The sequence below is a fragment of the Roseateles sp. genome (genome assembly GCF_965229315.1).
Classification (GTDB): domain Bacteria; phylum Pseudomonadota; class Gammaproteobacteria; order Burkholderiales; family Burkholderiaceae_C; genus Pelomonas.
On the sequence record NZ_CBDDJA010000002.1, the window covers coordinates 1,086,252 to 1,098,395 of the forward strand.

Here is a 12,144-nt window from a genome sequence, read left to right on the forward strand (position 1 = left end):
CTGGCGACCATGATCCACGCTTCCAAACGCATCGCCGGCGGCAACGGCCTCGCCCCCGTGCTCGTCAAGCGCGCTGCCACGCTCGAACTCGACTGGGACACGCGCAGCAAGAGCCGCTTCGCCGCCACCGACTCCAGCGGCCGCGAGATCGGTGTCGTGCTGCCGCGCGGCACCACGCTGCGCGGCGGTGATGTGCTGGTGGCCGAGGACGGCACGCTGGTGCGCGTCATCGCCGCCGCCCAGCCGGTGCTGCAGGTGCGCCACTGCACCGAGCACGGCAGCCCGTTCGACCTGCTGCGCGCCGCTTACCACCTGGGCAACCGCCATGTGCCGCTGGAACTGCAGCCCACCCTGCTGCAGTTCGAACCCGACCCCGTGCTGGCCGACATGCTGCGCCGCCAGCACCTCATCGTCACCGAAGCGCAGGCCGCGTTCGAGCCCGAAGGGGGCGCGTATGGCGAAGGCGCGGGGCATGGCCACCACCATGGGCACGACCACGGTCATGACCACGCGCACCACGGGCATTCACACGACGACCACACGCACGCCGCCGCACCGGCGCCCGTGCGCAAGCCGCTGGCGATTCCCGTCAAGGCGCATGACGACGGCCATGTGCATGGCCCGGGCTGCGGCCACGACCACGGGCATGACCACAAGCACTGAGGCATCACTGCTGCAGCTGCTCTGGCTCGCCTCGCCCGCGTTGCCGGTGGGCGGCTTCAGCTATTCCGAGGGCCTGGAGGCCACGGTCGATGCGGGTGTGGTGCACGACGAAGCCAGTGCCGGCGACTGGCTGCTGAACCAGCTCGAACTCGTGCAGGCGCGCGCCGAGTTGCCGGTGGCCGCGGCGGCGCATGCCGCCACGCTGGCACTGGATGGCGCGCGGCTCGCCGAGTTGAACGCCTGGGTGCTGCAGACGCGCGAGACCAGCGAGAGCCTGCAGCAGGCCCAGCAGATGGGCCGCAGCCTGCTGGTGTGGATGCAAGGCCTGGTGGCCGATGTGCCCGTGCTGCCGTTGCTGCAGCAGCTCAGGCCGGCGCCCACGTGGCCCGTCGTCATGGGCGCGGTGGCTGCCTCGCGGGGTGCGGCACTGGAGCCTGCGCTGACGGCCATCGCCTTCGGCTGGGCCGAGAACCTGATGCAGGCCGCCGTGCGCTGCGTGCCGCTGGGCCAGACGTCGGGCCAGCGCCTGCTGGCACGTCTCGTGCAAGCCATCCCCCAAGCCGTGGCGACCGCACGGGCTGCTCCCGAGCCGATGGCGTTCGCGCCGCTGCTGGGCGTTCACGGCGCCCGCCACGAAACCCAATATTCACGCCTGTTCCGCTCATGACATCTGCGCCTCTGCACGCCATCCCGAATCGCACCAAGAAGCTGCCGCCGCTGCGCGTGGGCGTGGGCGGCCCCGTGGGCTCCGGCAAGACCACGCTCGTCGAGATGCTGTGCAAGACCATGCGCGAGCGCTGGGATCTCGTCGTCGTCACGAACGACATCTACACCAAGGAAGACCAGCGCCTGCTGACCGTGGCTGGCGCGCTGGCGCCCGAGCGCATCATGGGCGTGGAGACCGGCGGCTGCCCGCACACCGCCATCCGCGAGGACTGCTCCATCAACCTCGAAGCCGTGGACCGCATGCTGGAGAAGTTCCCCGACGCGGACATCGTCTTCGTCGAGAGCGGCGGCGACAACCTAGCGGCCACGTTCAGCCCCGAACTGAGCGACCTGACCATCTACGTCATCGACGTGGCCGCCGGCGAGAAGATCCCGCGCAAGGGCGGCCCCGGCATCACGAAGAGCGACCTCTTCGTCATCAACAAGACCGACCTGGCGCCGCATGTGGGTGCCGACCTGGACGTCATGCGCAGCGACACCGCCCGCATGCGGCCGGTGAAGCCCTGGGTCATGACCAACCTCAAGACGCGCGACGGGCTGGCCGAGGTGGTGGCCTTCATCGAGAAGAAGGGCCTCCTTGTCGGCTGAGGTGGTCCGCTGGCCGGCGACATTGGCGCTGAGCGCGACGCAGGACGGCGCTGCTACGCGCGTCCACGCGCGCCACGACGGCCCGCTGCGGCTGCTGAAGACGCTGTACCCCGAAGGCCAGCTCATCGCCCACGCGGTGCTGGTGCATCCGCCTGGCGGCTTGGTGGGCGGCGACCGGCTCGACATCGACATCGACGTTCAGCCCGGCGCACACCTGCTGGTCACGACGCCGGCGGCGACGCGCTTCTACCGCTCCGTCGCCGGCGAAGCTGTGCAGGCCGTGACGGCCCGTGTGGCCGCTGGCGCACGGCTGGAATGGCTGCCGCAGGAAACCATCGCCTACAGCGGCTGCGAGGGCCGCAACGAGGTGCGGCTGCAGCTCGACGAAGGCGCCAGCCTCATCGCCGGCGAGGTGCTGGTGCTGGGCCTGCCCGCGGCCGGCCTGGCCTTCGAGCGCGGCCGCATGCTGCAGCACCTGGCGCTACCGGGCCGCTGGCTGGACCGTGGCTGGCTGCGCGCCGGCGACGCGGCGCTGCTGGACGGCCCCTGCGGCCTGGCCGGCCACCGCGTGCTGGGCACGCTGGCGTTTGCGCAGACCGCGCCGCTGGCTGACGTCGAGACCTTGCTGACCGACAGCCGCGCCTGCCTGGACGGCGTGCCGCTGTCGGGCGTCACGCACCTGGCCGGACCGCAGGGCCCGCTGCTGCTGGCGCGCGTCGTCGGCGACGAGGTCGAGGCGATGACGCTGGCGCTGCGCCGCGTCCGCGCGCTATGGCGCGAGCGGCTGTGGGGCCTGCCCGGGGGGGACCCGCGCATATGGGCGACCTGACGCCGCGTCAGCGCGGGCCGGCTTGCCAGGCGCGCAGCAGCCGGTAGAGCTCGGCCGGCGTCGTCTTGAGGCCGCGCAGCACCAGCGGCGGCACGTCGGGCGCCCGGTGGAGGGCGACGACGGTGCCCTCCAGCAGTTGCTGCGGGTCGTCCTCGACGCTGATGTCCCGCACGCTGGCGCGTGTGATCGAAATCTGCCGGAACGGCCAGCCGACTTCCAGGCTCTCTGGCCGCAGTCGCAGCAGCGAGGGCGTCGTCGCGAAGTCCCACGCGCCAAGCACGAGGAAGAAGGCCGCGCCGCCGTAGGCCGTCCATGGCTTGTCGTCCTGCAGCCACAGGCACAGTGCCGCCATGCCGGCCGCGCCGGCCAGCCTCAGCGCGCGTGACGACCAGGGCTGGCGAACCACGCCGTCGGGCGGCATGGCGAAGGGCGGCAGCACCGCCCGCTCCAGCACGCGCATGCGCAGCCGCGAGAAGTCAGTCAGCACGCATTCCAGCGACGCACGGACGTGGCCGGCGGCGTCCAGCAGTTCCAGCCGCTTCAGCAGCGGCCAGTCGCGCAGCGCTGTGATGTGGGTCCATGGCACCAGGCCTGCTGCCTTGCCGTCGCGCGTGGCCCACAGCCCGTCGCCGTCCACCGACGTCGCGGTTCGGCCGACGCGACGCGCCGGGCCCAGCAGTGCCAGCGTCAGCAGCCCGAAGGCGCCGCCGCCGAGCACCGCCACCCAGGCCAGCAGCGCGCTGTTGTCGTGGCAGGACTGCGGGTCGTCGGCCGCGGTGAACGGCAGCATGGCCAGGAAGACCGCTGTGCCGGCCGTCATCCACGGCGCGAGCCAGTACAGCCAGCGCATCACGCGCGGCATCTCGAAATGCTCGGCAGCGACGGGCCACGGCGGCATTGAACTCACGGTTCAGTCGGCCACGACCCGCGCCAGGCTGTGCACCGCGGTGGGGATGTGATCGAGCCGCACCAGCGGCTGGGCCGTGGCGGGCAGGCAGGCGGCAAACGCCAGGGCAATGAGCCAGCGTGTCACGACGTCTCCCATGTGGGGGCGCGGCGGCGGTTCAGCCCCGCGCCGGTGGCAGGGTCATGCGCGGTGGCGCCAGGCGGTCGGCACGGCGGCTGCATGGCCGCCGATCTTCGCCGATCGGCGCGGTCTCACGCCTCGTCGCCGCCCGGCATCTGCTGGCGCAGCTTGACCTTGGTCGCCGAGTTCTTGCGCATCTTGATGTTCATCATCTCGACACCCAGCGAGAACGCCATCGCGAAGTAGATGTAGCCCTTGGGCACGTGGTGGCCGAAGCCTTCCGCCACCAGCACCACGCCCACGACGACGAGGAAACTGAGCGCCAGCATCTTGATCGTCGGGTGGTTGGACACGAAGCGGCCGATGGGACCGGCGAACAGCATCATCATCGCGACCGAGCAGACCACGGCGGCGATCATGATGCGCACGTCGTCCACCATGCCGACGGCCGTGATGATGGAGTCCAGCGAGAACACCAGGTCGATCAGCATGATCTGCACGATGACCGCGCCGAACGCGGCCTTGGCCTTGCCGGCCGTCGTGCCGTGGGCGTCGTCCTCGCCTTCCAGCGAGCCGTGGATTTCGCCGGTGCTCTTCCAGATCAGGAACAGGCCGCCGGCAATGAGGATGAGGTCGCGGCCGGAGATGCCCTTGTCGAGGACGGGCAGCGTGAACAGCGGCTCCACCATGCCGACGATCCACGCCAGCATCATCAGCAGGCCGATGCGCATGAACATGGCCATGAACAGGCCCAGGCGGCGCGCGAATTCCTGGCGCGCCTTGGGCAGCTTGTCCACCAGGATGCTGATGAAGATGATGTTGTCGATGCCCAGCACCAGCTCCAGCGCGGTCAGCGTGGCGAGGGCGATCCAGGTCTGCGGGTTGGACAGCAGTTCGAGCATGGGCAGGGATGGTATGGCGAGCCCGTGATTTTCGTCAGCCGCCGCCCGGGCCGCACGCAGTGGCGGACTGACGGACAGTTCGGTTTTCCGGGGGTTATGGGCGCCGCGGGACTTCGGCTACGCCTGCTGCGCCGGGCGCCGGGCGCCCGAGGGCGAACCCGGCCAGCCGGCGGCCGCCCAGGCGCGACGCAACTGCAGCTCGGAGCTGAAGCCGGCCGCATCGCTGGCCGCTGCCACGCTGGCGCCGGCCGCCAGTGCCCGTTTCGCGACGGCCAGCCGCACGCCGCGCAGGTAGGCCTGCGGGCTGGTGCCGGCGTGCTGCGCGAACAGCCGGCTCAGCGTGCGCGGCGTCGTGGCGGCCAGGCCGGCCATGCGCGCCAGCGGCCAGTCCTCGCCCGGCGCCCGGCTCAATGCATCCTGCACGCGGTGCAGCCGTGCGTTCAGGTGCTGGCGGTGCGCCAGCAGCGGCGACAGCTCCGGGTCGCCCGGGCCGCGGCGCAGCGCCACGGCCATCTGCTCGGCCACACGGGCGGCCACCAGTTCGCCGGCATGCTCGGCAATCAGGTGCAGCGCGAGGTCGATGCCGGCCGTCACGCCGGCGCTGGTGAACAGCTCGCCGTCGCGCACGAAGACGCGGTCCTGCAGCACGGTGCAGCGCGGCGCGAGGCGGGCGAGGTCGTCCAGGTGATGGTGGTGCGTCGTGGCGCGACGGCCGTCCAGCAGGCCGGCCTGGGCGGCGAGCAGCGCGCCGGAGCAGACCGTCACGAGGCGCAGGCCCGCGCGGCCCGGTGCGAGGTGGGCCAGCCACGCGAGCAGCTCGCGCCTGGCGGAGGGTGCGCGCGCCTCGGCGGCGGAGGTGCGGCCGACCAGCACCACCCAGCTCCCGTCGGGCAACGTGTCCGGCAGCGGCTCCAGCGCCTGCAGTCGTATGCCCACCGAGCCGGTGGCCTCGGCCCGCGGGCCGGCGAAGCGCAAGTCGAGTGCCGGCACGTCCAGCTTCAGCGCGGTGACCTCCAGGCTGGCCAGGCGCAAGGCCTCGGCCGGGCCGGCCCAGTCGAGCACGAGGCTGTCGTCCTGCAGCACGAACAGGACCTGCTTGGGCTCAGGCAACGGCGGCTTCCCGGGCAGTGACCACCTGCAGCGCGGCCTCGGTGTCCAGCACGCGGGCGAAGCGGCCGTCCAGCACGGCGGCCGTGCGGGCGCGGAGCTGCGCGGGCGTCAGCGGGCTGCCGTCGGGGTGCTGCATCGTGAACGTGAGCGTCGCTTCGGGCACGTAGATGACATCCCAGCCCAGGTCGCTGGCGTGCCGCGTGGTTGTCTCGCAGCATTGCTCGGTGCGGATGCCGCTGATGACGAGCTGGCGGATGCCGTGCCGCGTCAGCCACACGTCCAGGCCGCTGCCGACCAGCGCGCTGTGGCGGGCCTTGTGCACGGTGAGGTCGGCCGTGAAGTCGCGCAAGCCGTCCAGCGGCCGCACGTGGCCGCTCAGCAGGCTGAAGGGGTCGGTGCCGCTTGCATCGGGCTGCACGTGGAACACGCGGACGATGGGCAGGCCTGCGGCCTGGAAGCCTTCGATGAGGCGGTTCTGCGCGGCAAGGTAGGCGGGCAGGTCCTCGGTTTCGAACGTGGGGCGCTGGGTGAAGGAGTGCTGGACGTCGATGACGATCAGGGCGGTGGTCATGGCGGGCCTCGGGGCGTGGATGGAGGCGGCCAGTGTTCCTCTGCCGGGCAGGCGCCGCCACGCACGGCCAGACGGAGATCGATCAATTCAGGACAAACCGAGTGCGCGCAGCAGCTCGGCCGGTGCGTAGGGCTGGCGGCGCCGGGGCCAGGCCGTCACGAGGTCGCGCATGCGAGCGTTCAGCGGCGCGCTGCGGCCCAGGCTGCGCGCCAGGCGCACCACCTCGCCGCACAGCGCGTCGATCTCCGTGACGCGGTCGTGCGCCAGGTCGTCGGCCATGCTGGAGCGCGCCTGGGCGTCGATGCGCAGCATGCGCGCCGCCGCCAGCCGGAACACGAACGTGGGCATGCGCAGCAGCACCAGCAGCCGGCGCGGCGGCAGCGGCGTGAGCTGCGCGACCGGGCAGCGGGCGGCGTCCAGCAGGTCGAGCGCCTCCTGCTGCAGCGCGGCGAACGCGCGCCGGTAGCCGCGCTGCAGCAGCTCGTCACGCAGCGGCCGGCCTGACAAGGCATTGACCGGGTTGTTCAGGTTCAGCAGCAGCTTGCCCCACTGCACCGGCGCAAGGTCGGCATGCAGGTCCAGCCGCATGCCCACGCGGGCCAGCGCGGTCTGCCAGGCGCCCAGCGCCACGTCGGCCGGGCCGCCCTCGGCGGCCAGCGCGCCGCCCGTGCCGCGGTGGTAGTGCCCGGGGCCGATCTCGGCGATGTTGTACGGCACCATGCCGGCGTGCCAATGCAGTTGCGGCACGGCCTGGCGCGCGGCATCGGCGTTGGCTATGCCGTTCTGCAGGCTGACGACCGGTGTGCCCAGCGGCAGCGTCAGGCCCAGCGCCGTGGCGGCCTCCACCGTGGCGCCGGACTTCACGCACAGCAGCACGAGGTCGGGCTTCAGGCCGGCGGGCGGCTCCTCGTGCAGGCGCAGTTGCAGCGGCGGGATGTGGCGGTCCAGGCCGTCCTGGTCGGTCAGCCGCAGGCCGTGCTTTCGCAGCGCCGCCAGCACGCGTGGGCGGCCCACGAAGTGCACCGGCACGCCGGCCAACTGGGTCAGGCCGCCGACGAAGCAGCCGACGGAGCCGGCGCCCATGACGAGAACGCCGGTCATCGGGTCAGCGAACCACGAGGAGGTTAGCGGGCCGAGCGCCTGGCCGCTCCCAAGCTGGCCCGCGCCAGCGATGCGCGAGCGGCTCAATGCCGTGAGCATCGCCGTCCCGTCGGGGGACCGGCCAAGGTAAGCCTTGGACGAGGGGCGTCAAGGATGGGCCAGGTCGCGCAGGTGCGTCGGGCCGACGCGGCGTTCGATCTCGGCCAGCAGCGGGCGCCCCCAGCCGAGCATGAACATCGCCTCGCCGACGACGAACATCGGGCCGACGAGCAGGCCCACGAGGTCGTCGACGAACGCCGGCTTCTTGCCCTCGTAGTAATGGCCGATGAACTGGAACACCCAGCCGACGACGAAGCTGCCGACGCCCACGGTCAGCCAGCCGGCCGTCGAGCCCTGGGCCATGGGCATGGCCAGCGCGGTCAGCACGCCGTTGACGATGGCCGTCGCGGCGCCCAGCACGAGGTTGCCGCGCGTCAGATACCACAGCGCCGTCACGGCCCACAGCACGATGGCCGCGTTCATGGGCGCATCGGTCACGGTGAACTCGGCGCGCGACAGCAGCACGCTGATGGCGAAGACGATGAGGGGGATGCCGATGAAGTGCGTCGCGATGTTGCGGCGGTCGCGGTGGTAGGCGGCGTACTGCGTCATCAGGTCGAGAGCGGGGCGGAACAGGCTGGCCATCGTTGCGGCTCCATGCAGGAGGATGGGGGCTATGCTAGTCCAGCCTGGCGCGGGCGTGCCCTGCCGGGCCTGACAAATCCCCAGCAAAGTGCCCGACTTGAGCTTGCAAACGACATTCACGCGGCGACTCTCGCTGGCTGTGGCGCTGGCTGCGCTGGCGGGCTGCGCCGGTGCGCCGCCGGGCTCGGCGCCTGCGGTCGCGGCCTTCGAAGGCAACGACTTGCGGGTGCTGGTGTTCCGTGGTGGCGCGGCGGCTCGCCTGGGCCACAACCACGTGCTGCGGGCGGGCGACCTGCGCGTGGACTGGCCGGCCGCGGGCCCGGTGCTGCGCCTGCGGCTGGATGCGCTGGAGGTCGACCCGCCCGCGCTGCGCGCGACCCTGGGCCCGGGCTTTGCCAGCGCGATGGACGACACGGACCGCGCCGGCACGCGCACCAACCTGTTGAAGGCGTTGGACGGGGCAGCCCATCCGGAGGTCGTCGTGCGCACGCTGCAGCAGGTGGGGGAGGGCGGCCTGCGCGCCGTGGAGGCGGAGATCACGCTGCACGGCGCCACGCGCCGTCAGTGGTTCGTCGCCCACGTGGACGGCCGGCGGGCGCTGGGCGAGGTCGTCATCCGGCAGAGCGACTTCGGCATCCAGCCGTTCACGGTGATGGGCGGGCTGCTGGCCGTGAAGGACGAACTGGTGATCCAGTTCGAGCTAGTCCAGCCTTAGGCGCATCAGGTCCTTGCCCAGGCTGCGGCCATCGGGCAGGCGTATCGCATCCGACAGCGTGCCGTAGCGCTCGAAGCCCAGGGTTTCGTACAGGCCGATGGCGGCGCGGTTGGTCGCCGTCACGCTCAGCGTGACCTGGGCCAGACCGGGCGTGGCGCGCAGCTTGTCGAGAGCGGCGGCCAGCAGCGCCCGGCCGATGCCGCGGCCGCGGTGGGTGTCGGCCACCATCATGCCGATCAGGTGGGCGATGTGCTGCACCTTGCGCCGGGGCTCGCGCTCGCAGGTCAGCGCGCCGACGAGGCGGGTGCCTTCCAGCGCGACGAGCGTGAACAGTGTGGCGCCGTTCGCGCCGCCGGTGAGCCGGCTGCGGTAGCTGGCCAGGTCGCGCCGGCTTTCGGTCTCGGCGTCCGACGTGAAGGCGTCAGGGTGGCGGGTCAGCATCGCGTCGCGCAGCGCCTTGTAGGCCGGCAGGTCCGGCTCCAGCATCGCCCGGATGTTGACGGTGTCAGTCACGCTGCGCCTCCAGTTCGGCCGCCGTATTGAGGTTGGCGAAGGCCGCTTCGTCGTCGAACTGCGCGACGCCGTGCGGCTGAGCGGTCATCCAGCGCAGCACGGCCCGGCCGCCGCCGTCCAGGTAGGCGGCCAGCGGCGCGCGCAGGCGGGCGTGCAGCAACGCGTGCGTCGGGTGGTCGCGGGCCGCGTGCGCGAATGCCAGGCCGTGCGGCTCGGCGGCGGCCCGCAGGCGGGCGGCCAGGTCGTGCGGCAGGCGAGGGCCGTCGCAGGGCGCGGTCAGCAGCCAGGCGTCGTCGGGGATCGCGCGCAGGCCGGCCAGCATGCCGGCCAGCGGCCCGGCGAATTCGAGGCCGGGCGGGTCTGCCAGCACGCCGTGGCCAAGCGCGGCGTAGCGGTCGGCGTTGCGGTTGGCGCTGATGAGCACGCGGCAGGCCTGTGCCGTCAGGCGGGCGACGACGTGGGCGGCGAGCGGCCGGCCGTCCAGCAGTTGCAAGCCCTTGTCCACGCCCCCCATGCGGCTGCCTCGGCCGCCAGCGAGGACGAGGGCGTGGATGTCAGCCACCGATGTAGTGCATCTCGACGCGGCGCTCGCCCTCGGCGGGCATGGCGCCGCCCTGGCCGCGCAGCTGCGAGTAGCGGTCGGCGCGACCCGACCACACGCTGGCCACTGCGGCGGCGATCTGCTCGTCTTCCACCGGCTCGATGCCGCGCAGCAGGCCGCGCAAGTCGTGCCCGCGGGTGGCGAACAGGCAGGTGTAGAGCCGCCCTTCGGTGGACAGCCGCGCGCGGTTGCAGTCGCCGCAGAAGGCCTGCGTGACCGACGAGATGAAGCCGATCTCGCCGCCGCCGTCGGCGTAGGCCCAGCGCTCGGCGGTTTCGCCCGGCGCGCTGTGCGACAGCGGCGTCAGCGCGAACTCGGCGGCGATGCGGCGCTGCACCTCCGCGCTGGGCAGCACTTGGTCCATGCGCCAGCCGTTGGTGGCGCCGACGTCCATGTACTCGATGAAGCGCAGCACGACGCCGCTGTGCCTGAAATGGCGCGCCATCGCCAGGATCTGGTCGTCGTTGACGCCGCGCTGCACGACCATGTTGACCTTGATCGGCCCCAGGCCCGCGGCCTGCGCGGCGCGGATGCCGTCCAGCACGTCGGACACGGGGAAACCCACGTCGTTCATGCGCTGGAAGACGGCGTCGTCCAGCCCGTCCAGGCTGACGGTGAGGCGCTTCAGTCCGGCGGCCTTCAGCGCCGCGGCCTTGCGCGTGAGCAGCGAGCCGTTGGTGGTCAGCGTCAGGTCCAGCTCGCGGCCGTCGGGCGTGCGCAGTTGCGCGAGCTGGCCGATGAGCGTCTCCAGGTGGCGGCGCAGCAGCGGCTCGCCACCGGTGATGCGCAGCTTCTCGACGCCCAGGCCGGCGAAGACGCGGGCCAGCCGCGTGATCTCCTCGAAGCTGAGGAGATCGGCGTGGGGCAGGAACTGGTGGTGTTTGTCGAACACCTGCTTGGGCATGCAGTAGCTGCAGCGGAAGTTGCAGCGGTCCGTCACCGAGATGCGCAGGTCGTGCAGCGGGCGGCCCAGCGTGTCGGCCAGCGGCACACCAGGCGACATGGGTTGCAGCGGCGGCGGCGTGAGGCTCACCAGGCGGGCGTCGTGCAGGGGGATCACGCGGGCGGGCATGCAGCGATTGTGTCAGCGCGGCGATATCCGAGGGGCTTGCGGTGGCTGGCGCTAAGGGGTCGAATCGCCGCAGATGGTTCACATTCTGCATTCCGACCTGCCGCATTTCATTGCTTTCGGCGAGGCGTTGACCGACCTGATCCGCATCGGCCCGGACCGCTGGCGCAGCACCTGCGGCGGCTCGCCCTGGAACGTGGCCGTGGCGATGTCGGCGCTGGGCCGCTTGAGCGCCTTCGCCGGCGCCATCAGCCAGGACCCGTTCGGCGAAGAGATCTGGCGCTGCAGCCAGGAGGCGCACCTGGACATGCGCTTCATCCAGCAACTGGCGCGGCCGCCGCTGCTGGCCATCGTGCACGAGGTGGACCCGCCGCGCTACTTCTTCATCGGCCAGGACAGCGCGGACCTGCACTTCCGCCCCGAGGGCCTGCCCATGGGCTGGACGCGCTCGCTGCGCTGGGCGCATTTCGGCAGCCTGGGCCTGGTGCGCGAGCCGCTGGCGGGCCGGCTGCTGGCGCTGGCCGAGGCCCTCAAGTCCGAAGGCCGGCTCATCAGCTACGACCCCAACTTCCGCGCGCCGCCGATGGACGCCAGCTACGACGACACGCTGGAACAGATGTGCCGGCTGGCCGACGTCATCAAGGTGTCCGACGAGGACTTGCGGGGCCTGTTCCGCGTGAAGGACCACCGCACCGGGCTGGCGCAGATCGCCGCCTGGAACCCCCGTGCCTGGCTGCTGCTGACACGCGGCGCCGAGGGTGCGACGCTGTACCACGGCGTTCAGGAGTGCACGGCGCTGCCGCCGCGGGTCGATGTGGTCGATACCGTCGGCGCTGGCGATTCGGCGCTCGCCGGCCTGCTGGACAGCCTGCTGCGCGATGCCGGCGCACCGGTCGAGCAGCACCTGCGCTGGGCGCTGGCGGCCGGCGCGGCCGCCTGCACCGCGCCGGGCTTCGCGCCGCCGCAGCCCGGCCAGGTGGCGGCGCTGGCGGAGGCCGTCGAGATCATCGAAAACTAGGGTTTTCTCGGGTCCCACTTGATCCCA

At 72.0% G+C, this 12,144-nt stretch carries 16 protein-coding genes; 6 read left to right on the top strand and 10 right to left on the bottom strand.

Going from position 1 to position 12,144, the window contains the following annotated elements; translation table 11 throughout:
• The first annotated feature begins 9 nt into the window (after nucleotides 1-9).
• From ureE to ACO07H_RS09795, 4 genes are read left to right on the top strand one after another with little or no spacing between them, the layout of a single operon-like run.
• Nucleotides 10-663: an urease accessory protein UreE gene (gene ureE / locus ACO07H_RS09780; RefSeq protein WP_422013540.1), complete on the top strand. Its 654-nt coding sequence runs from the start codon at nucleotides 10-12 to the stop codon at nucleotides 661-663.
• Entirely contained in the window at nucleotides 647-1,330 is a 684-nt protein-coding gene (locus ACO07H_RS09785) for an urease accessory protein UreF (RefSeq protein ID WP_422013542.1), read from the top strand. Before ureE ends, ACO07H_RS09785 begins: the two co-directional genes overlap by 17 nt.
• Nucleotides 1,327-1,977, top strand: a complete 651-nt coding sequence (gene ureG, locus ACO07H_RS09790; protein WP_422013544.1) for an urease accessory protein UreG — start codon at nucleotides 1,327-1,329, stop codon at nucleotides 1,975-1,977. The genes ACO07H_RS09785 and ureG overlap by 4 nt, the downstream gene beginning before the upstream one ends.
• Entirely contained in the window at nucleotides 1,967-2,806 is an 840-nt protein-coding gene (locus tag ACO07H_RS09795) for an urease accessory protein UreD (RefSeq protein ID WP_422013546.1), read from the top strand. The genes ureG and ACO07H_RS09795 overlap by 11 nt, the downstream gene beginning before the upstream one ends.
• Before the next feature lie 7 nt (nucleotides 2,807-2,813).
• On the opposite strand, the gene ACO07H_RS09800 is transcribed toward ACO07H_RS09795, so the two are convergent.
• The 7 genes from ACO07H_RS09800 to ACO07H_RS09830 all read right to left on the bottom strand — a co-directional run bounded on the left by ACO07H_RS09800 (nucleotide 2,814) and on the right by ACO07H_RS09830 (nucleotide 8,201).
• Nucleotides 2,814-3,713 (bottom strand): hypothetical protein, encoded by a 900-nt coding sequence (locus ACO07H_RS09800; protein WP_422013548.1) that lies wholly within the window; start codon nucleotides 3,711-3,713, stop codon nucleotides 2,814-2,816.
• 3 nt (nucleotides 3,714-3,716) lie between these two features.
• Nucleotides 3,717-3,839 carry a hypothetical protein gene (locus ACO07H_RS09805; RefSeq protein WP_422013550.1) on the bottom strand — a complete coding sequence of 41 codons (123 nt, stop codon included), beginning with the start codon at nucleotides 3,837-3,839 and terminating at the stop codon, nucleotides 3,717-3,719.
• A 125-nt stretch (nucleotides 3,840-3,964) separates the two neighbouring features.
• Entirely contained in the window at nucleotides 3,965-4,735 is a 771-nt protein-coding gene (locus ACO07H_RS09810) for a TerC family protein (protein ID WP_422013552.1), read from the bottom strand.
• 117 nt (nucleotides 4,736-4,852) lie between these two features.
• The gene (locus ACO07H_RS09815) at nucleotides 4,853-5,845 is read right to left on the bottom strand and encodes a GlxA family transcriptional regulator (RefSeq protein WP_422013554.1); all 993 of its coding nucleotides are present in this window, start codon (nucleotides 5,843-5,845) and stop codon (nucleotides 4,853-4,855) included.
• Nucleotides 5,838-6,416 (bottom strand): cysteine hydrolase family protein, encoded by a 579-nt coding sequence (locus tag ACO07H_RS09820; RefSeq protein WP_422013556.1) that lies wholly within the window; start codon nucleotides 6,414-6,416, stop codon nucleotides 5,838-5,840. The genes ACO07H_RS09815 and ACO07H_RS09820 overlap by 8 nt, the downstream gene beginning before the upstream one ends.
• Before the next feature lie 87 nt (nucleotides 6,417-6,503).
• Complete coding sequence (locus ACO07H_RS09825) at nucleotides 6,504-7,517, bottom strand: 2-dehydropantoate 2-reductase (RefSeq protein ID WP_422013558.1); 1,014 nt, start codon at nucleotides 7,515-7,517, stop codon at nucleotides 6,504-6,506.
• A 147-nt stretch (nucleotides 7,518-7,664) separates the two neighbouring features.
• Entirely contained in the window at nucleotides 7,665-8,201 is a 537-nt protein-coding gene (locus ACO07H_RS09830) for a DUF962 domain-containing protein (RefSeq protein ID WP_422013560.1), read from the bottom strand.
• Between the two features lie 97 nt (nucleotides 8,202-8,298).
• On the opposite strand from ACO07H_RS09830, the gene ACO07H_RS09835 reads away from it, so the two are divergent.
• On the top strand, nucleotides 8,299-8,916 hold the full coding sequence (locus ACO07H_RS09835) for a YceI family protein (RefSeq protein WP_422013562.1): 618 nt from the start codon (nucleotides 8,299-8,301) through the stop codon (nucleotides 8,914-8,916).
• On the opposite strand, the gene ACO07H_RS09840 is transcribed toward ACO07H_RS09835, so the two are convergent.
• The 3 genes from ACO07H_RS09840 to moaA are packed head-to-tail and all read right to left on the bottom strand — an operon-like array spanning nucleotide 8,902 to nucleotide 11,102.
• A complete protein-coding gene (locus ACO07H_RS09840) occupies nucleotides 8,902-9,429 on the bottom strand; it encodes a GNAT family N-acetyltransferase (protein ID WP_422013564.1) in 528 nt (175 codons plus the stop codon). The genes ACO07H_RS09835 and ACO07H_RS09840 overlap by 15 nt on opposite strands.
• Nucleotides 9,422-9,943 carry a molybdenum cofactor guanylyltransferase MobA gene (mobA, locus tag ACO07H_RS09845; protein WP_422018624.1) on the bottom strand — a complete coding sequence of 174 codons (522 nt, stop codon included), beginning with the start codon at nucleotides 9,941-9,943 and terminating at the stop codon, nucleotides 9,422-9,424. The genes ACO07H_RS09840 and mobA overlap by 8 nt, the downstream gene beginning before the upstream one ends.
• Nucleotides 9,944-9,983: 40 nt before the next feature.
• On the bottom strand, nucleotides 9,984-11,102 hold the full coding sequence (moaA, locus tag ACO07H_RS09850; RefSeq protein WP_422013566.1) for a GTP 3',8-cyclase MoaA: 1,119 nt from the start codon (nucleotides 11,100-11,102) through the stop codon (nucleotides 9,984-9,986).
• Between the two features lie 73 nt (nucleotides 11,103-11,175).
• On the opposite strand from moaA, the gene ACO07H_RS09855 reads away from it, so the two are divergent.
• Nucleotides 11,176-12,117, top strand: coding sequence for a carbohydrate kinase family protein (locus tag ACO07H_RS09855; protein ID WP_422013568.1), 942 nt, complete (start codon nucleotides 11,176-11,178; stop codon nucleotides 12,115-12,117).
• Nucleotides 12,118-12,144: the final 27 nt, after the last annotated feature.